This window comes from Maribrevibacterium harenarium (genome assembly GCF_006385675.1).
Classification (GTDB): domain Bacteria; phylum Pseudomonadota; class Gammaproteobacteria; order Pseudomonadales; family Marinomonadaceae; genus Marinomonas; species Marinomonas harenarium.
Genome location: NZ_VFRR01000005.1, coordinates 65261 through 85492 on the forward strand (window position 1 = coordinate 65261; position 20232 = coordinate 85492).

20 protein-coding genes are annotated in these 20232 nt (G+C 47.6%); 10 read left to right on the top strand and 10 right to left on the bottom strand.

The window, feature by feature from the left end:
* The first annotated feature begins 14 nt into the window (after nt 1-14).
* From FJM67_RS04315 to FJM67_RS04345, 7 genes are all read left to right on the top strand, one after another.
* Nucleotides 15-668, top strand: coding sequence for a trimeric intracellular cation channel family protein (locus FJM67_RS04315; RefSeq protein ID WP_140587443.1), 654 nt, complete (start codon nt 15-17; stop codon nt 666-668).
* Nucleotides 652-1263, top strand: coding sequence for a cob(I)yrinic acid a,c-diamide adenosyltransferase (gene cobO / locus FJM67_RS04320; RefSeq protein ID WP_140587444.1), 612 nt, complete (start codon nt 652-654; stop codon nt 1261-1263). The genes FJM67_RS04315 and cobO overlap by 17 nt, the downstream gene beginning before the upstream one ends.
* Before the next feature lie 132 nt (nt 1264-1395).
* A complete protein-coding gene (locus FJM67_RS04325) occupies nt 1396-2013 on the top strand; it encodes a YitT family protein (protein WP_140587445.1) in 618 nt (205 codons plus the stop codon).
* A 74-nt stretch (nt 2014-2087) separates the two neighbouring features.
* Nucleotides 2088-2780 carry a pseudouridine synthase gene (locus tag FJM67_RS04330; RefSeq protein ID WP_140587446.1) on the top strand — a complete coding sequence of 231 codons (693 nt, stop codon included), beginning with the start codon at nt 2088-2090 and terminating at the stop codon, nt 2778-2780.
* 14 nt (nt 2781-2794) lie between these two features.
* Nucleotides 2795-3166 (top strand): DUF2750 domain-containing protein, encoded by a 372-nt coding sequence (locus FJM67_RS04335; protein WP_140587447.1) that lies wholly within the window; start codon nt 2795-2797, stop codon nt 3164-3166.
* Between the two features lie 13 nt (nt 3167-3179).
* Nucleotides 3180-3680: a HugZ family pyridoxamine 5'-phosphate oxidase gene (locus FJM67_RS04340; protein ID WP_140587448.1), complete on the top strand. Its 501-nt coding sequence runs from the start codon at nt 3180-3182 to the stop codon at nt 3678-3680.
* A gap of 42 nt (nt 3681-3722) precedes the next feature.
* Nucleotides 3723-4352: a TetR family transcriptional regulator C-terminal domain-containing protein gene (locus FJM67_RS04345; protein ID WP_140587449.1), complete on the top strand. Its 630-nt coding sequence runs from the start codon at nt 3723-3725 to the stop codon at nt 4350-4352.
* A 44-nt stretch (nt 4353-4396) separates the two neighbouring features.
* On the opposite strand, the gene FJM67_RS04350 is transcribed toward FJM67_RS04345, so the two are convergent.
* Nucleotides 4397-7861: a hybrid sensor histidine kinase/response regulator gene (locus FJM67_RS04350; RefSeq protein ID WP_140587450.1), complete on the bottom strand. Its 3465-nt coding sequence runs from the start codon at nt 7859-7861 to the stop codon at nt 4397-4399.
* 228 nt (nt 7862-8089) lie between these two features.
* Here FJM67_RS04350 and FJM67_RS04355 point away from each other — a divergent pair, with 228 nt between their 5' ends.
* Entirely contained in the window at nt 8090-8572 is a 483-nt protein-coding gene (locus FJM67_RS04355; protein WP_140587451.1) for an FKBP-type peptidyl-prolyl cis-trans isomerase, read from the top strand.
* Between the two features lie 99 nt (nt 8573-8671).
* Here the strand turns inward: FJM67_RS04355 and FJM67_RS04360 are convergent, their stop codons facing one another.
* The 8 genes from FJM67_RS04360 to FJM67_RS04395 form a co-directional block, all read right to left on the bottom strand.
* Nucleotides 8672-8899, bottom strand: a complete 228-nt coding sequence (locus tag FJM67_RS04360; protein ID WP_140587452.1) for a hypothetical protein — start codon at nt 8897-8899, stop codon at nt 8672-8674.
* Nucleotides 8900-9010: 111 nt separating this feature from the next.
* The gene (locus FJM67_RS04365; protein ID WP_140587453.1) at nt 9011-9526 is read right to left on the bottom strand and encodes a hypothetical protein; all 516 of its coding nucleotides are present in this window, start codon (nt 9524-9526) and stop codon (nt 9011-9013) included.
* A gap of 88 nt (nt 9527-9614) precedes the next feature.
* Nucleotides 9615-11381: a sodium:solute symporter family protein gene (locus tag FJM67_RS04370; protein ID WP_140587454.1), complete on the bottom strand. Its 1767-nt coding sequence runs from the start codon at nt 11379-11381 to the stop codon at nt 9615-9617.
* A gap of 5 nt (nt 11382-11386) precedes the next feature.
* Nucleotides 11387-11647, bottom strand: a complete 261-nt coding sequence (locus FJM67_RS04375) for a DUF4212 domain-containing protein (protein WP_140587455.1) — start codon at nt 11645-11647, stop codon at nt 11387-11389.
* 178 nt (nt 11648-11825) lie between these two features.
* Complete coding sequence (locus FJM67_RS04380; protein WP_140587456.1) at nt 11826-12632, bottom strand: flagellin N-terminal helical domain-containing protein; 807 nt, start codon at nt 12630-12632, stop codon at nt 11826-11828.
* A 63-nt stretch (nt 12633-12695) separates the two neighbouring features.
* Nucleotides 12696-15851, bottom strand: a complete 3156-nt coding sequence (locus FJM67_RS04385) for an efflux RND transporter permease subunit (RefSeq protein WP_140587457.1) — start codon at nt 15849-15851, stop codon at nt 12696-12698.
* Nucleotides 15848-17041, bottom strand: coding sequence for an efflux RND transporter periplasmic adaptor subunit (locus FJM67_RS04390; RefSeq protein WP_140587458.1), 1194 nt, complete (start codon nt 17039-17041; stop codon nt 15848-15850). The genes FJM67_RS04385 and FJM67_RS04390 overlap by 4 nt, the downstream gene beginning before the upstream one ends.
* Entirely contained in the window at nt 17038-18414 is a 1377-nt protein-coding gene (locus FJM67_RS04395; protein ID WP_140587459.1) for a TolC family protein, read from the bottom strand. Before FJM67_RS04395 ends, FJM67_RS04390 begins: the two co-directional genes overlap by 4 nt.
* Before the next feature lie 160 nt (nt 18415-18574).
* Here FJM67_RS04395 and FJM67_RS04400 point away from each other — a divergent pair, with 160 nt between their 5' ends.
* On the top strand, nt 18575-18850 hold the full coding sequence (locus FJM67_RS04400; protein ID WP_328591923.1) for a GIY-YIG nuclease family protein: 276 nt from the start codon (nt 18575-18577) through the stop codon (nt 18848-18850).
* Between the two features lie 38 nt (nt 18851-18888).
* Nucleotides 18889-19257 carry a VOC family protein gene (locus FJM67_RS04405; RefSeq protein WP_140587460.1) on the top strand — a complete coding sequence of 123 codons (369 nt, stop codon included), beginning with the start codon at nt 18889-18891 and terminating at the stop codon, nt 19255-19257.
* Nucleotides 19258-19270: 13 nt separating this feature from the next.
* Here the strand turns inward: FJM67_RS04405 and FJM67_RS04410 are convergent, their stop codons facing one another.
* On the bottom strand, nt 19271-20230 hold the full coding sequence (locus tag FJM67_RS04410; RefSeq protein WP_140587461.1) for a serine/threonine protein kinase: 960 nt from the start codon (nt 20228-20230) through the stop codon (nt 19271-19273).
* Nucleotides 20231-20232: the final 2 nt, after the last annotated feature.

Consider the following 20232-nt stretch of genomic DNA (forward strand, 5'->3'; position numbering starts at 1 on the left):
ATGTGGTTTCCCTTATGATCCTGTATTGGCTTGGTATGTTCGGTATTGCCGCATTTGCTATCACTGGCGTGATTTCTTCCGGCAAGCGGGATATGGACTTGTTTAGCTTGGTGGTGCTCGGGATGGTCACTTCCCTCGGTGGCGGCACTATTCGTGATGTTATTTTATCGGTCGAGACAGTGTATTGGGTCAAAGATACCTCCTATCTTTGGGTTGCTGCAGCATCTTCCGTGTTTGCTTTCTTTGCAGTACGTTTTATCGAAAACCGTCAAACCATTTTCCATTACGCTGACTCCTTTGGACTTGCTTTGTTTACGGTCGTCGCTACAGAGAATGTATTGCGTCTCGGATTCTCTGCAACCATTGCGGTGACCATGGGGGTCATTACCGGAATCGCCGGGGGGATTATCCGTGATTTACTTAGCAATCGAGCGCCCTTGGTACTGGGACGGGAGTTCTACGCCACGCCAGCGTTGTTAGGTGCACTGTTTATCGTCCTCCTAAATGATGTGTTTCCTAGTCATCCTTACAATGCCATTTATGCCACTACACTGATCGTTGTGCTGAGATTGTTCGCTATTCACAAGGGGCTTTATTACCCGAGTTGGTTACTCTACAAAAAACGCGCAGCCACTACAGAGGAGCTTCCCCATGAGCCAAGAAAATGAAGTACAGCGTAGCACCTACATTGCTAAGCAGCTGAAAAAAAAAGAAGTAGTTGATGCCCGTATCGCCGCAGCGACCCAAGAGCGCGGCGTGACGATCTTGCTCACTGGCAATGGCAAGGGCAAAAGCTCCAGTGCCTTTGGCACCATGGCCCGTAGCTTAGGCCATCAAAAGCGTGCGGCGGTTATTCAGTTTATCAAAGGCCGCAAAGAAACTGGGGAGCAGTTGTTTTTCGCTTCTCACCCCAACGTTGAGTTTCACGTGATGGGCCATGGTTTTACTTGGGAAACCCGTGACCCGGAGCTGGAAAAAACGGCCGCAGAGCAGGCCTGGCAGCAGGCTTTGATCTACTTACAAGATCCGAATATCGACTTTGTCCTCCTGGACGAAATTACCTACATGTACAAATATGGTCATCTTGAGGTGGCGGATTTGATCGCAGCTCTTAACACACGACCGAATCACCAGAATGTAATGATGACTGGTCGCACGGCACCTCGTGAACTGATGGAGATGGTGGATACCCACAGTAAAATCGCGGATGAACGTCACGCGTTTCGGGCAGGGTTGAAAGCTCAAGCTGGCATTGAATGGTAAGCTGAAAGCTGTATAAAATTTTAGACAAATATGGGGTTTACGTTCAAATTTATCCCCTCGCTGTTGATAGAGAGCGGTTAAGCTTTTGACTAGAATACGCGGCAGTATCGTATTCTTAGTGGGAGTTTAACCATGACAACAGCCAGTGCTGATATTCGTCGTCATACCTTTTTTGAAGATGCCCAAGCTATTTTGGGGGGAACGCTTCTTATTGCTCTGGGGGTTAACTTTTTCACCCAAGTCGGCCTGTTGAGCGGCGGCACAGCTGGATTGGCGTTTCTCGCCCAGTACGCGACGCCGTTGACTTTTGGTCAAGCGTTTTTCCTGATCAATCTACCTTTCTATTGGTTAGCGATTCGTCGTATTGGTTGGGCTTTTACCATCAAGACTTTTATTGCGGTATTTTGTGTATCGTTCTTTTCCGATATCACACCATTGTTTATTTCCCTGAGTGACATACACCCACTGTACGCTGGTGGAGCAGGTGGCTTGCTGATGGGGGTTGGCTTCCTAATGCTATTCCGTCACAACGCGAGCTTGGGGGGCTTGAATATCCTTGCCCGTTATCTGAGTGAAACCCGTGGAATCTCTATTGGCAAGTTCCAGATGGCGGTGGATAGCATTGTCTTGTTCTTGTCTTTGTTTATCGTCGATCCATGGCTTATCGTGATTTCTATCTTAGGGGCTGTGGCACTTAATTTTATTCTTACAGTGAATCACAAACCGGGTCGTTACCTCGTACAACCCTAATCCCGTTTGCCAATAGCGTACACTCAGGTATCATTCCCGCTCTGACTAACCGGAGCTCACGAGCGGGACCTACTTTGCGTCTAGATCAATATATTTCTCAAGCGACTTCTTTAAGCCGCAAAGATGCCAAGACGGCCATTAGCGTCGGTAAAGTGCAGGTAGACGGTGTCGTCGTACGCAAAGGCAATAGCAAAATCGCCCCAAGCGCACTAGTTACCCTAAATGGTGAGCCGTGCCAGATCGCTGGTGAGCGTTATCTGATGCTACATAAGCCAGCCAACTATTTGTGTGCTACCGAAGACCCCACTCAGCCCATTGTATTGGATTTACTACCGCAAGAATGGCGCAACCAAATAAAGATCGTGGGGCGACTTGATAAAGACACCACAGGGCTACTATTACTCACCACCGATGGTCAATGGCTACATCGCATTACCTCCCCTAAACATCATTTGCCAAAGCGCTATCGAGTTTGGTTAGCTCGTCCCATTGAGGATGAGCAGCTTAAGCAACTTGAACAAGGGATATTGTTACGTTCAGAATCCAAGCCGACTCTTCCGGCAAAGGTGCAACGGATTACACCCCAAGAGGTGTTATTAACGATTGAAGAAGGGCGTTATCATCAAGTAAAGCGGATGTTTGCTGCGGTAGGTAATCATGTCGAGGGTTTGCATCGGGAGGCCATAGGTGAGTTGACCCTGGCAGACTTGTCCGAAGGTCAATATCGTGAGCTAACTCCCGCAGAGATTTCACTATTCCACTCCTAAATAGGATGCTACTTATGTCAACAGAATTGTCATTAGATCAACGTATTGCACTTTTAGCTGCACCGGATCAAGAACGCTTAGGCTATTTTGTGAACACTGTCAAAGCCACGGGACAGGTATGGACATTGGAAAACGAGCAAGGATTTGTCATGGTTGAAACCGATGACGGCGACTGCGTCATGGTATGGCCGGATGCAGATTTCGCTGCCCAGTGGGCCATTGAAGAATGGGAAGATTGTGAGCCGGTAGCTATTTCTCTTGATACCTTTAAAGGGCAGTGGCTGCCAAGTCTGTTGCAAGACAGTATTACGTTGGCAGTATTTCCAAATATTGACGATGAAGGCAAGCTGACTAGCGCCGAAGAGATGACTGCGCTGCTTGGTTAACAGGTGACTGACGATGAAAAATCAACGTTTGGCGAGTGAAATCCTGGCGGAAGTAGACAGGTTTTTACAACAGCAAAAGTCGATAATGATCGCGGTGAAAGATACCGCTGGGGAGCCCTTGGCATCCTACGCACCTTTTGCCCGAGTGGGCGAGTCTTTGTACATATTGGTTAGCGAGTTGGCTAAACATACGCAAGCTTTGTTTGTCTCTGATGTGGCGTCTGTGTTACTGGTAGCTGATGAAGCTGCTACCGAGCAAATTTATGCCCGCCAAAGATTACAATACGAAATGTCCGTGTCCCCGGTGGTTCGGGGGAGTGATAGCTGGCAATTAGCTTTTTCCGCACTCGCAGAACGACATGGAGAAATTGTTGAACAGCTGGGGCAGTTAGCAGACTTTCATATGTTTGCGCTTACGCCGCTATCAGGGCGTTATGTAAAAGGATTTGGCCGCGCCTATGAGTTGTCTCAGCATTCATTAGTGGGTAAAGATTTAGATCATTTGACACGTTAACTGTCTAGCAACGTGAGCATTTGCAGTAGTAAAGGATTTGATATGAGTAAACGTCAGGCAAATCGTGAAGAAGTTGTTTCACGCATACTGGAAGCAGCAGAAATTGAATTTGGGCTGAAAGGTTTCAAAGGTGCCAGTTTGCAAGACATTGCGACCAGGGCAGAGCTGCCTAAGCCTAATATTGTTTATTATTTCCATTCCAAAGAAAATTTGTATAAGGAAGTGCTAAGCAATATTGCGGAGTCTTGGAACGATTTGTTCGATAAGGCGACTAGTGAAGATGATCCGGCAACCGTATTAGACAGCTTCATTCGTACCAAATTGAAACAAAGCTTCGCTAGTCCTCGTTCTTCTCGTATTTTTGCGCAAGAAGTTATTCAAGGAGCACCGTTTATTGGCGAGAACCTACGCACAGAAGTGAGTACGTGGTTTCAATCCCGTGTGGCAGTGTTAGAGAGTTGGATGGCGGCTGGCAAAATGCGGACTTTGGATGCCACCAGCCTTATTTTTATGATTTGGGCGACCACTCAGCATTATGCAGATTTTGAGGCACAAATTCAGGCCTTAACGGGGCGTGATGTTATGTCAGAATCGGATCAGCAGCGTGTAGGAGATACCGTGTGCGACATTATTCTTAGTGGTTGCGGTCTTCAGCGCCCCAGTTCGTGCTGATTATCTCCCATGTAAACGAGTTACTATTGTTGCCCACCAAATGACTAACTTTCTGGTCGGTGGGCATGAATATGTTGTATTAATGCTCGTAATTTTGCTGGTTTCGCTGGTTTCGGCATGTAAGTCACGCCTAATTGCTGACACTGTTGTGTCAGTTCCTCGCTTCGCACTGCGGTGATCAGCACGGCAGGAATATCCAGCGCAAAATGCTGACGTAGATGAGTGATCAAGCTTAAACCATCTTGATCCGCCCCTAGTTGATAATCGACCAGCAGTAACTCGGGGGTAGCTTGAGTTTTTGCGATTAACACATCCTCAATATTATTGAACAACTGATACTCGCATTGCCATTTCTTGAGAAGGGTTTCCATCGCTGCGAGATTTTTATCATCATCATCAATACACCACACGTGGCAAAAATATTGTCCAATTGGCGATGTCGGCAAGGTATCCGCAGAGGTAGTATCTGCGGCTGATTCAGCTGCTAGAGCGTGGGGAACCATAATACTGAAACAGCTGCCTTTATGGGGTACCGAGCGAACGGTTGTGGTCAGTCCGAGGATACGCTGCATGCGGCGTACCAGACCGAGACCAAGTCCGATACCTTGTTCGCGATTATTTTCCCAGCGATAAAAATCATCAAATACTTTACTTTGTTCTGCCTCAGGAATACCGACACCCGTGTCCCATACTTGAATCAATACTCCCTGTTGCTTTGGTCGTGCGGTCACTAATACACGCCCGCGTTGGGTATATTTTACTGCATTAGAAACAAAGTTCTGTACGATGCGACGTAAATAAATCGGGTCACTGTGAACACGGCAAGGGCGGATATGCGTAGAAAGTTGGATACCTTTGTCTGCGGCAATCATGCCGAACTCTTGGATAATAGGAGCGAGAATCGGCGCGATATCCGTATCAATTAGGCGCGGTTTAATTGCGCCTTGGTCAAGCCTAGCGATTTCCAATAGGGTCGAGATTAGCGTTTCTGTAGAGTCCAAAGAATCAGCCAAGCGCTGTAGGGTCACATGGTCATCTGGTTCGAGTTTACTGTCTTGCAATGCCCCCATATACAGTTTGGCGGCGTTCAAGGGCTGCAGAATATCGTGACTCGCTAGGGCGAGAAACTCGGTTTTGGAGGCGTTTGCCCGCTCTGCTTCCGCTTTAGCGGTCATGAGTTCTTGTTCTGCTTGGGCGCGACGTTGTATTTCCTGTATCAACTCGCTATTAATGCTTTGTACCTCTTGGGTACGCGCCATGACCCGCTTTTCTAAGTCAATGTTGCTTTCCTGAAGTGCCTGCTGAATTTCGATGTGTTCGGTCACATCAGTAAAACTGGTAACGAAACCACCGTCAGGTAAAGGATTACCCACCATCTCAATCACCCTGCCATTGGCACGGCGACGTAAAAAACGATGGGCGGTTCCTTTGCGTAAATGCTCCAAACGTTTGTTGACCAATTCTTCCACTTCGCCAACACCACACTCGCCGTTTACTGCGTTGTAGCGGATCAGTTCTTCCACTGGCAAACCAATTTTAAGCATCCCCTCTGGATAGGGATAAAGAGACATATAGGTCTTATTCCAGGCGACCATACGCAAGTCTTTATCGACCACGCTGATACCTTGGTCAAGATTATCCAGAGAAATAAACAGCAAATTCTGACTAAACTGGATGGCTTGAGTGGTTTCATCCAGATAAGTCACCATCTCTTCCACACGGATCTGTTTATCAACCAAGAGAGAAGTAATGATGGTGCGTGCCGACGAACCACCTAATACACCACCAAGCACGCGCTCACAATAATCTATGAAAAGACGGTTGGGTGTCGCATTGGCGGGTAACGGATCGCTGTAGGTTGTTTCAAAGTTACGAATGACTTCTCGACATTTTTGTTTGCCAAGAAAGGTTTCCAACAGGACAAACAGATCGCTGTTGATCGCCTTACTTTTTGGTTTGAAAAAGCGGTTTTCGATTTCTGAGGTTGGATTAACAAATGCGGTGGCCTGAATACGATCAACAAATCGTTCCGTGGACAATAATGAGCCGACAATGTAACCGACGATATTCACGATCAAGCTAATTAAGGCGCCATAGCTAATAAGTTCGGAGTGGGTTCTGGCGTCGCCAATATTCCAGTCCACATTAGAAATCACCGGCAACATCATCCATAGCAACCAACAAAGAAAGCCGAGGGTGAGGCCAGCGTAGACGCCGTAGGCATGGCCCCGTTTCCAATATAGTCCCCCTAAGACGGCGGGCAAGAGTTGTAACACCAATGAAAAAGCAATCAGCCCCGTCCCTGCTAAGGACTCACTATTTGCCATTTCCTGATAGTAGAGGAAAGAGAGCGCCAAGATACCTGCCATTGCAATACGGCGGATAGTAAGAATTCGGCGACGGTAGATTGGTAAAGCTGCGTTATGGCCAGTGCCCCGGGCGAGCATGATAGGTAAAACCACATCATTGGAAATCATGATGCTTAGGGCAAACGTTGCAATGATGGCCATCGCCGTAGTGGCTGACATCCCCCCAAGAAATATCAGCATCTGCAGTGGTAGGTTGTCTGACTGTAGAGCAAACTGAATAACGTAGGTATCCGCATTAATTTCAGCTGGGAATAGACTTTGTCCCACAATCGCTATAGGTGGAATCACACAGGCAAAAATCAACAGGTACAGCGGAAACACCCAGCGGGACATACGCGATTGGCGATGATTTTGATGATCGACTACTGTCACATGAAACTGTCGTGGCAGGCATATCACCGCTACTGCGGCCATAGCGGTTTGCATCAAAAACGGAAACGAAAGAGTTTGCTCAAGATTCCATATCTGCGGGTCGAAGCGAGTATGCCAGTTATCAACGCTAATATCTTGGCTCGCCATCAGCGCCACTATACCCACCGCGACAATAGCGACTAATTTAAACAAAGATTCCGCCGCAATCGCTAGCATCATGCCGGAGCGGTACTCGGTTACTTCGACCTTGCGAGTGCCGAAGAGCATGGCAAACACACCGATCATAAAGGTGGCGATCATGACCACAGCGCTAGCGGAGCTTTCGTTTTGATTTACAAATAGGGCGAAAGTGGACCCGATTGCTTTAAGCTGTAGGGCGATGTAAGGGATAACAGCCAACATAGCAATGAGGATAACCAATGGCGCCGTCATCGGGCGCTTGCCATAGCGGGAGGAAATAAAGTCGGCTATTGAAGTGATATTTTGTTTATGACTCACCGTAATGAGCTTGCCAATAAAAGGGTAGGCAAACAGGTAGAGCAAAATTGGCCCAAGTAGGATCGGCAGATAGCTCCATCCGGAACGGGAGGCTTCACCGATGGCGCCATAAAACGTCCAAGCAGTACAGTAAATAGCCAGCGATAGACTGTATACAATTGGGTGGCGTGTTAAGCGTCTAGCAATGGAATTTTCTTTATCGCCCCAAAGAGCAATCCAAAACAACCCCAGCATGTAAAGGATGGCAAGAATTATCCAGAAGAATGTCATGATGGTTCCACAGCCAGTTTGGGTAACGGACAATGTATCATAATCTCGAAGACGCTCCTCTACTACTAAGGTGGCAAACTCTTCTACGGCATGATCCGTTCTTGATTTGCTGCAATCTGTGTGGCGTTTGTCGTTTCTAAGGTGGTCATCAGGAAAACAGATAAGTATGATGGAAGTCTAAATTCACTGGAGGTCAGCCTCCATTACAAAAGCGAGCAGGAGTTGACGATGCAAATCGCCCCAAATACCGTTGTCAGTATGCACTACACTTTGACCGACGAAGGTGGTCAAACCTTAGATTCTTCCGTTGGTTTAGAGCCGTTAGTATTTCTGAGCGGTGCGCAAAATATTATCGAAGGGCTAGACAAAGCGCTTCAAGGCAAAGTGGCTGGTGATACGTTGAAAGTAGAAGTCGCTCCTGATGAAGCCTATGGTCCAAAGCGTGAAGAATTGATTCAAGTTGTGCCTCGTGAAAACTTCCAAGGCATTGATGAAATTGAAGTTGGCATGCAGTTTATGGCGCAGACTCCAATGGGTCAGCAGCCTGTTATGGTAATTGGTGTCGCCGATGATGGTATCGAACTAGATGGTAATCATCCGCTTGCCGGCAAGACATTAAACTTTGATGTGGAAGTGGTTTCCGTGCGTGAAGCTTCTGCCGAAGAAATCCAACATGGTCATGTACATGGCGAAGGTGGTCATCACCACTAAGTTGGTATTTCGTTATTGAAAATAAAATGCCCACTGTGATGTGGGCATTTTTTTGTCTACAGATTTTGTGATGTGTTCGCGCCAAGGCGCTAAGAGCACTTATTTAGTTGGCAGAGATGCTGCTGGCGTGGCTTTCGCGTTCTGAACGAAGTGTGCTACTAATTTAATAAAGTATTTAGTTACGGATAACGTTGTTTTACCCAATCCGTCTAAAAGAGAAATGATAGCTTGAGCCCGTTCAGCTTGGGCGATTGCCAAGTCACGATCTAGGTCAGATAAGTATTGGAAGTCTGCTTGTTTGATTAGATCAGCGGTAGTTTTATTCATAGTGTCCTCACAGTTGTAGACATGTGCTCAGTTGATGAACACATGTTAACTATGGGACTCAGATTAAAAAAGCGATATATATTGCGCTTATAGTTGAGTTAAATTCATCAATCAGGAATGACAAACTGCTTGTACGAGTGGATCATCTTGGCCAAGTTTCTGCCAGTTTTTGTCCAGAGAGTTGGTAGTGGGGAGCTCAAACTGATTCGTGAAATCGGCGCGGGCAGCTTGTCCACAGTGAATCACTTGTGGGACGCGTTTTGCCATAGAGCGTCGTTCAAAGAAATACAAATCCACTAAAACAATATCTGGATTAAGTTTATTGACTGCTGCGTTATCTACATCGGCAGCAATAAAGCGGGTGGTTTGTGGGTATAACATGCTCCATGGACGAAGCAGTGTCTCTTCTTCAACCGTTTTGACAACCTCAACGCCGGTAGGAAGTAGGCTTGCTTGGTGATCGTACCAAGTGTACTCCGCTTGAATTTGGAAGCCGAGCATACCGATGCCTGCAAACGTTGGGATCAGCCATTTCGGAGATTTTTGTAGGGTAATTTTACGAAGGAACAAAGCGATCCCGGCACCAGCCAGACCCGCACATACGGTTGCAATTAATTCCCAAATCATCGTCTTTACCTTCTTGTTATAGTTATTACTTACTCAAGGAGAAGGCGGAGCCACTATATGTGGCCCCGCCCAAGTCTCAACCTAAGGCTTAGTGATCAATTGCTTGACCGGCACCTTTAGGGTAACGCACGCTTTCTACCAGTTCTTGGATATCAGCTGGTACTTCTTCTGTCATACCAGATACGATGAAGGCTACCGCGAAGTTAATCACTGCACCAATCGCGCCGAATGATAGAGGAGACACACCGAAGATCCAGTTGTCAGGTGTATTCGCTAGCATGTTTGTTTCAGGGATGAAGAACCAGCCTAGGTACGTAAAGATGTACACTAGAGTAGAACCAAGGCCTGCCAACATACCGGCGATAGCGCCTTTGTTGTTCACTTTCTTAGAGAAGATACCCATCATAAGCGCAGGGAAGATAGAGGCTGCGGCGATACCGAATGCCAAAGCTACTACCTGTGCGGCGAAACCTGGTGGGTTCATACCCAAGTAAGTAGCTACTATGATAGCGACAAACATGGAGATACGTGCTGCAGTTAACTCGCCTTTCTCTGAAATGTCAGGATTGATCGAACCTTTGATCAAGTCGTGACTTACTGCAGAGGATATCGCCAATAGTAGGCCTGCTGCGGTAGATAGTGCTGCAGCTAAACCACCGGCGGCGATCAAACCGATAACCCAACCAGGTAGGTTGGCGATTTCTGGGTTCGCCAATACTAGTATGTCACGGTTAACCACTAGCTCGTTACCAGCCCAACCACGAGATGCTGCTTCCTCTTTGAATGCTGCAGTGTCGTTGTAAAGTTGGATGCGACCGTCACCGTTTTTATCTTCGTACTTAATAAGACCAGTTTGTTCCCAAGTTTGCATCCAAGTAGGGCGTTCGTCGTATTGGATAGCTTGTTCAGTTGGACCATCTGGGTAGATGGTGGTTAGTAGGTTCAAACGAGCCATAGACGCTACTGCAGGCGCAGTTAGGTATAGCAAAGCAATGAACACTAGCGCCCAACCAGCAGACCAACGAGCATCGGCTACTTTAGGTACCGTGAAGAAACGGATGATAACGTGTTGTAGACCTGCAGTACCAATCATTAGAGATAAGGTAAACAGAACCATGTTCACTTTATTGTCCACATCTGCGGTGTAGTCATTGAAACCTAGCTCGCGAACAACTTCATCCAATTTCTGTAGCAAAGGCACACCGGATTGTGTGTGTTCAGAGAACAAGCCGATTGCAGGGATAAAGGTGTCAGTTAGCTGAAGGGAAATGAATACCGCCGGAATGGTGTATGCCACGATTAGCACACAGTACTGAGCCACCTGAGTGTAGGTAATACCTTTCATACCACCTAATACTGCGTAGAAGAATACGACTACCGCTGCGATGATTAAGCCGGTTTCTTTATCTACTTCCAAGAAGCGAGAGAAAGCTACACCTGCACCAGTCATCTGACCGATTACGTAAGTAACAGAAGCGATGATCAAACAGGCAACGGCCACTAATCGTGCTGTACGACTGTAAAAGCGGTCACCGATAAAGTCTGGCACGGTAAACTTACCGAACTTACGTAAGTAAGGAGCAAGTAGCATAGCCAACAGTACGTAACCACCAGTCCAACCCATCAAGAAGGTCGAGTTGGCATAACCACCGGCAGCGATCAAACCTGCCATAGAGATAAACGATGCGGCAGACATCCAGTCAGCGGCTGTTGCCATACCATTCATCACCGGGTGCACACCACCACCGGCAACGTAGAACTCTTTAGTGGAGCCTGCGCGTGCCCAGATAGCGATACCAAAGTAGAGTGCAAAAGATGCACCTACGAATAACAAGTTAATTGCGAATTGACTCATGGTAATTACTCCTCAAGCCCGAATTCTTTGTCTAGCTGATTCATACGCCATGCGTAATGGAAGATCAGCGCGATAAAGCTAAGAATAGAACCTTGTTGAGCAAACCAGAACCCTAGGTCTGTTCCCCCGATTTCAATGCCCGAAAGCATTGGGCGTAGCAGAATACCACCACCATAGGACACCAACGCCCAAACGACGAGGCTACCTAAGATCAAGCGAACGTTCGCTTGCCAGTACTTTTCTTGGTTTTGAGTATGATCTGACACGGTCGATCTCCTTTTTAGTTATTTTTATTTGCACCTGTAATGTAGCAGTGCCGTGTCAAAGGGGAATTGAGACTTTAGTCGAAACGAGTAAATAATGTGGTTACAGAGTGTGAACAATAAATACAAAAAACGGCCTCAAAGAGACCGTTTGTAAGTAAATTACCCAGTATGCGGTTAATTAGCTAGTCAGTAGACTTAGAGCACGCTTGGAGTCGACATTCGCTTGTGCTTGAACCGTTAGCGAAGACTGCTCTTGAATACGACTGATGATTTGCTCGGAAACAGCCGCAGCAAAATCCGTATCTGTAATCCGGGAGCGGCTGGCAGAGGCGGCTTCTTGGCCCTGTAGCAAGGCATCAACCCGACTGCTAAAGGCATTCTGAGTGGCGCCTGTTTCAGCTTGCATAGTGCCAAGGTTATTCAGGGTTGTATCAATGGCATCCAATGCTGCCCCCAGTGTAGCTGGATCACTGATATTTATTCCTGTCAGACCCGATGCACCTAAACTGTTGTTGAGGTTGTAAGTCGTTACCCCAACGATATCAGCCCCTTGTGTACCCACTTGAAAGTCCATCTGACCATCTTGAGTAAGCAAAGATTGCCCCGCAAAATTCGTATTGTCGATGGTGTTTTGAATATTAGCCATCAACTCATCGGCTTGCTTTTGTAGCGCTTGGCGGTCATTGGCTGTGTAGATGCCGTTGCCTGACTGCAACGCAAGTTCACGTAACGCTTGTACGTCATTGGTGATGCCGGATAACGCTCCGTCTATGGTTTGCGTTACCGAAATTCCAGACATGCCATTGGCAAAGGACTGAGCAGATCCATCAATTTCAGAGGTAAGGCGATTAGATATCTGTAACCCCGCCGCATCGTCAGCAGCACTATTAATACGACTACCACTAGCCAAAGCTTCGGAAGACGATGCCAAGCTCTGGGTGGCGGCACTGTTAACGTAGGACGAACCTGAAATACTGATACTCATAACACTTCCTCCTTTGAGATAGTTTGAGTATAGAGCAGTCAGCGCTAAATAGAGAGATCTTGATCAGGAAATAACCGATTTTTTGTCATTTTCTGCTCCCGTGATTAGATTTTTTATCCAGCGTAAACCATGTCGTATATCTTCTTGAACCATTAGCAAAACCGGAATCAATATTAGAGTAATGGCGGTCGCAAATAGTATTCCATACGCCAGCGATACAGCCGCAGGCACAAGCATTTGTGCTTGTCGTGACGTCTCTCCCAAGATTGGAATTAATCCGGCATACGTCGTTAATGATGTCAGTAGCACTGCCCGTAAACGCCCTTGGCATGACTTAAAGATGGCTTCTTTGGTGGCAATGCCCTCGGCTCTTAGTTCGTTATAGCGGGATGTCAACAGCAGGCTATCGTTTACCACTACACCGCTCAAGGCAATGATCCCGTTCAAAGATAAAATACCAAGAGAAAGGTCATTAAACCAATGGCCGAGAAGTGCACCGATAATACCGAACGGGATCGCCATCATGATGATCACGGGTTGAGAATAGGACTTTAACGGGATTGCCAGCAGTCCATAAATCAGCAGCATGGCAAGCGCAAACATCTGGATCATGGAAGATTGGGTTTGTTCTCGCTGTTCCGCTTCACCGGAGAAAAAGATATCAACACTTGGGAAACGTTGCGTCATCTCCGGCACCACCGCATTCTTCAAGTAGGTCACTACCTCGGTGGAAGACATGACATCTTTGTCTACTTCTGCCGATAGGTAACGGGAGCGTTTTCCGTTAATTCGAGTAATACGAGTCTCAGCCACCTCTGGTTGTAGGCTGGCGACGCTACTTAACGGCACATAAGTGCCATCGCTAAGGCGAATTAGAGTGCTCATCACATTGGCTGGGCTTTCTTTTTCACCCTCGGGGTAGCCGATGCGAACTTCTATTTCCGCATTGTCCCGCTGGTATTTTTGTACCACTTGACCGTCAAAGTTACGTGCCACTTGACCAGCAAGATCGGAAGTAGAGAGACCCAAAGCACGCCCTTGAGCATTGAGTACAAACGCGAGACGGGCTTCAACAGGTGCATCGTTTTCTTCTATGCCCGTTACAGCTGGGAGGCCAGCAAGTTTTTCCATAAACTGCCCCATGGCACCATTTAACAGCTGAGCATCATTCCCCCGAAACTCTACCCGAAGGGCATCGACGGTTTCTCGCTGGCTTCTGATACGTAGCGAACTGACACCTTCCGGCGTGCCAGCTAGCTTTTGCCAAAGATTGGCAAATTCTCTAGCAGAGTAGGAAGCGTCTTCATCTAACTCAATGCGTAGACTGCCACCTTGGTCTCCGCTAGAGGTAACTTGCAGGTTTAGAATCCCTGATTCGCCAGCGCCTTTGCGTAACTGCTCATCGGTTTTGCGTGCGGTTTGCTCTAGCAACATTAGCGCTTTATGGGTTTGACCGTAACTCACATCGTTGTACATAGAAAGGGATGCACGCACCGTATCACCGGGAATGCTAGGGAAGAAGCTCATGCGAATGGCCCCAGTAAAGGGCATGCTAATAACGAGACCAAAGATTGCCACGAACACCAGGGCGACGGCGTAACGATGATGGATAGAGAACTCGATTGCAGGGCGGTAGAGTACGCGACTAAACCACAGTAAGCCACTATCAGCCCCGTGTTGGATAGCCCCCCAAACGATCGAAAAAGGATTGCTAGATTTACGGCGATGGGTATTTAAGTGGGCTAAGTGAGCAGGCAAAATCAGCTTTGACTCGATGACCGACAAGACCAAACAAATGGCGACGACCGTTGCAAACTGGGAATAAAGCTGTCCCATTCGACCTTCGATATTGGATAGTGCCCAGAATGCGGCAACCGTGGTAAAGACCCCAAACAGGGTGGGGACGGCTACGCGCAGGGTACCCTTGATGGTATTGGCCAGAGTATCACCTTCTTCCTTACGTACCGAGTAGACGCTTTCCCCTACCACAACAGCATCGTCTACAACGATCCCCAGCGCCATAATAAAACCGAAGGTAGTAAAGAGGTTTAGACTAAGGTTAATACTCTCGATACCCATAAAATAAAGCGTACCGAAGAAAATAAACGGTAAGCCCATTGCCACCCAAAAGGCCACGGTAATGTTCAAAAATACCGCCAGTAAGACGAATACTAACAGCACACCGGTGACGGCATTATTGACCATCAGTTCGAGACGTTGGTTGATGGACTCGCTGCGATCGTACCAAGTAGATAATGAGACGGAGTCGGGTAGACGCCCTGTTGCCATCCATTCATCGATTACCTCTCGGGCGCCTTTTACTGAGTCGGTAATGTCATCAGCGCCGGTGGTTATTACCTGTAATGCCAGGCTTTGATGACCATTGAACCGAGATAAGACAAATTTATCGGTATCGAAGGTGTCTTGGATGATGGCGACATCCCCTAGGGTCAACTGTGCCCCAGTGACTTGGCTAACGACCGGGATCTGGCTAAATTCTTGTTTGAGATAAGCTTGCTGGGAAGCCCGGACATGTAGGTAAAGTGATTCGTTACGAATGGTGGCAACACGCGCAGGGGACGACTCTGCGTTAATTGCATTAGCAATATCGGTTAATGACAATCCGTATGCTTGTAATAGTGAACGATCCACTTCGATTAATATCGTCGGATCTAACCAACCGGTAATGGCGACGGAGTTAATATATTGGTTGGCAAGAAGGTCATTTTTTAACTCAGTCGCTAAATTCTGCAGGGTTCTTTGGTCTGTGTCGCCGTAGAGTTGGATCCATAGGGCGTGTTCTTCCCGAGTTGCTTTGACGGCTGTGGGCGTGTCTGCTTCGTCCGGTAAACCGCTCACGGACTCCAATTTGTCCTTCACATCATCAAGCAAGACATCAATATCGTAACCATCTTGCATTTCAATACTGGTACTAACGCCGGAGGAAGTAGACACTGTGGTTAAGTTTTTAACGCCACTGATACCCTGTAGTGCTTGTTCGAGGGGAATCGCGACACCTTCCTCGGATGCTTGGGCAGAACCACTATCGTAACCAACTGAGATACCAATCCGATTGGGTGACAAGCTAGGAAATGCCTCTTTATTGAGGTCACCCATATTGATGATACCCAGTGCAATTACGAGCACCAGGAGTAAATTGGCCGCTACTGGGTTAGCTGCAAACCAAGGGATAATGCCGCGGGGAGGGTGAATGCTCATTGCTTTTGCCCCGCCACTAGGATGTTGCTATCTTGTACCAAGGGTCTGACTTTTGTGCCAACCAAGTAGCTGTTGTAGGGATGAGTTAATACCTGTTGTTTTTGCGATGCCAACTGGACCGGTGGACGAATATAAATAAAGCGGTTGTCCACAAAGACCGGTGAGGCTGCGAAATTTTTAAGTTGCTGCTTTTCGTCAACATACCAAATCTCGCTTTTTTGACTGAGGCTGGAGTTGGGTAATTGCCATAGCCCATCAATCGTTTTGCCCTGTAGCTGAACCGATACGTAACTACCGGAAAGTAACGGTTGTACTTGATCAAATGGCGCGTCAACTCGTACAAACAATGAGCGTAGGCGACTGTTACTATCTAAATGCTGACTCACACTGGCAACAAAGCCACGCCAAGTAGCGGAACTATCGACACTCTCGACTTGTGCTGGCCAACGCTGTTCCACCATGTCATCAGTAGCGGGTAATTTAAACCAGTCTTGATTGCTGGGTTGCAGTTCGATCATGGCATAGTCGGCGCTATGAATTGTTGCTACCGTAGTATTAGCGTTAATGTACTGCCCTGGTGCAACTTGGGTAGCGGTAATCACCCCATCGAAAGGGGCACGAATGACAAGGTCTTGTTGGCGTTCCCGGGCTAACTGTAGGTTGGCTTGCGCCGCTTTCAATGCTGCTCGTGCGGCAGCTAGTTGGGGTTTTCGTAGTACCAATTCTGACGAAGGTTGCCCTGTTAATCCTGCTGCTTGCCATTCCGCTTGGGCTTGTTGCACTTGTCGTTCTTCTTCTTTAAGTGCTAATTCTGCGTTGGCAACACTATTCTCTGCACTGGCTAAGTTCGCGATAAGTTCTGGATTCTTCAAGGTGATGAGTACAGTGCCTTGCTTGATAAAGCGGCCGACTTCATATTCTTTGCCCAAACTATGTACTTCGCCACTAACCTGAGACGTGAGAGTTAGTTCATAACGTGGATGAGCAATGCCAACTAGATTCACTCGGGCTGAGTGAGGTGTGGTCACCACCTCAACCACGGAAACTTCTAGTGGTGGTTGAGGTGCCGGAGGACGTTGTTGTTTCACTTGATTCTGCTGTGCTGCAATGGCCTGCTGTATATAGACGCCTGCCGCTGCTAGTATGGCCAGCGCAGCTAAGAAGGTGATCCAAGGGAAGGCTTTTCTCATGATTGTGCGATTCCTAAACCAAGGGCTAAACCTAGGTCAATGCGATTTGAAAGTTGTTGGTAATGTAAGGTATCCAGCTGTGCCTGCAGATCGAACAGAGTTTGCTGAGCGCTAATCAGGTCAGTCAGTGACGACAGCCCCGACCGATATTGTTGTTCGGTAAGGCGAAGATCGCTCTCGGCGGTCGCTATGGCACTCGTGGTATGGCCAATTCGGGCAGAAAGAACTTTTTCTTGACCAACGCTGTTATTGATTTCATTTACCGCCGTTAGCAGTGTATCGCGATATTCTTGGTAGCGTTGCGCCACGGCAATATTCGCAATCTCACTTTGCGCCTTGCGCTTCCCACCTTCATAGATTGGCGCTGAAAGCTGTGCGACTAGGGACCAGATGGGAGACACAAACAAGGCGTCGCTAAAGCTGGTGCCACTGTCATTTAAGGCCGCGGAAAGGCTAAATGAGGGTAAACGATTTTTGAAAGTGGCATCTGCGTTCAAATCCGCTGCTTTGATAGCGAGTCGCGCCGCTTGAACATCTGGACGCTGCTCGAGGTTCTGTTCCGGCAATGCCACGATCGGTAAAATGACCAGTGGGTAGGCTGCTGCAACGATGGGTTCAGAAAGTGAATTTCTACCTAGCAGTAATGCTAGCGCTCGTTCTTGAATGGCAATCTCCTCGGCATATTCGGCTAGTGTCGCCTTTGCTTGGGAAGTTTGAGTGCGCGCATTATCCAGACCAGAAAGTGTGCCTAGTCCATTACGATAACGAGCAATAATCAGGTTTTCATTCTTTTCTAGTAACGCCAAGCGCTGTTGCTGAATAGCGTGGGCACGGTTTGCCGCCACTAATCCCAGCCAGCGTTTCATCACATTGCCAACGAGACTTGCTCTTGCGCCGTCATAAGTGAGTTTTTCCATGGCTAGGGAGACGTCCGCTGCGGCGTTACTATCGGCTAGGCGTTGCCAAATATCGATTTCCCAACTGACATTGATCCCCGCTTTGTAGGTCGTGGAGGTGCCATCATCTTCTGTGGCGGACAAGGATGCGGACGCGGTTGGTAATTGTCCTGCGCCAGCTTGTCTTGCGCTCCAAGTGCTGGACTCCACTGCAAGGCGGGATTTTTGCAAACTGGGATTGGCCGTTAAAGCTTGCTCGACCAAGGAAGATAATTCTTGGGATTGCATCAAATCCGTGAGCAATACGGTTTGTTGCAGTCCAGAGAGTTCTAGATTTTCCACTTGCTGTTGCGCGTCTTGAGTTATGGATCCAGCTTCAGACTGATAGTCATGACGTTCGGGAGCAATATTGGCACATGCCGTCAGTAGGCTTGCCAATGATAGGGTCACAGTCAATTTCGACAAGGAGCGATGCATAAACTTCCTTTTCCGCCAAGTGGGTTTCTCTGGTACGCAGATGATAAGAATAACGGATCAATTGTGACCGTTGGAGTGGCCTTGCACTCCCTTTACAATAGTTCCTCAATATATTGTATAAGTATTGTCTAAAGCTACTAGAAACTAGGGGATATAGAGTTTGGCTTGGTTTGTTTACATGATTCGTACCGCAGCTGGGACCTTGTATACTGGCATCACCACCGACGTGCAACGCCGTTTCAACGAGCATGAGCAAGGGGGGCGGCTAGGAGCGAAATATCTACGAGGTAAAGGACCACTGCAATTAGTCTGGCAACAGAGCGTCCCAGACCGACGTGTGGCGAGTCGCCTAGAACTCCACATCAAACGCTTGTCAGCTCAACAAAAGCGCGCCATGATTGCCAATGGTAAGATGATTGTATTGGATAACGACTAAGCTAGAAGTTATTGGCCGTTATCATCACAGGAGTAATTATGATCAGTCACATCGACCATGTCGTGTTAACCGTGCAGGATATTGACCGAGCCGTTGCATTTTATGTGCGGGTACTGGGTATGGAAGAGATTGAATTTGCTAATGGCCGAAAAGCTGTTCGATTTGGCCAACAGAAAATCAATTTCCAGACCCTAGGGCAGGAACTTCGCAACCACGCATTGCAAGGTTCAGGGGATATTTGTTTGATTTCCACTTGGCCGATCGACGTGGTTGTCGGACATCTTCGCGAACAGGGCGTTACTATTTTAGAAGGGCCGGTGAGCAAAACGGGCGCCGTCGGTGAGATCACGTCGGTTTATTTTAATGATCCAGACCAAAATCTGATAGAAGTGTCCACATACAACTAGCGGGGCTTAACCGTTAGTGCTTCGTACACAGTTCCTTGATGTGTTTTATGTGTTGTTGCCAGTAATCTGTTGTGCCGAACCAAGGAAAGGCTTTGGGGAACGCTGGGTCTTGCCAGCGCTGGGCAAGCCAACCTGCGTACTGTATATGTCGTAGTAGTTTTAACAGTGGGATCAGCTGTAATTGCTTAGTGTCGAAGTCCATAAACGAACCATAGCCCTCTAGAATCTCACTCATGACTTCCGGGGCCTGGGTCCCCATCAGCATCCACAAGTCTTCAACTGCAATGCCTAAACGGCAATCGTCAAAATCAATCAGACAAGCGGCTGATTCGGATATCAGAATATTACCCACATGGGCATCCCCATGAATCAGAAATTTGGGATAGGAATGGTAATCGGCCATGTCTTCCGCAAAAACGTGTTGTGCCTGTTCTACCGCGCTGAGGTAGTTAGCTTGAGCTGCGATAGGAAGTAGTTTGCTGGTAAGTACTTGTTGAACAGCTTGGTCAATACGCTGGGACGGTGATAAATCAGGGCGTTGGCAAACGACCTTGTCGTGACAAGCTTGGTGTAACTGACCGATGCTTTCACCAATTTGGTAAAGATGATCAAGATTGTCGGGTTCGGCATTGCGACCAACTACCTGTTCAAATAAAGCAAAACGATAGCCCTTTATTTGCTGCAAGTATGTGCCATTTACGGCAATTGGAGTAGTGACGGGGATGCCGATTTCATGCAGTCGCGCGAGTATATCCAGTTCTTCCAGACATTGCACATCTAGCCAGCGTTCTGGGCGATAAAACTTGATGATAACAGGGGAGCTGTCTTCTATACCTACTCGAAAAACACGATTTTCGTAGCTATTGAGTTCAGTTACCCGAAAATCGCTAAACTTGCCACATTGCTCCACTGCATCGATCACCAAATCAGGGGTGAGGCTTTGGAACGCCATATTGGCTTGTATTGTGCCCATGA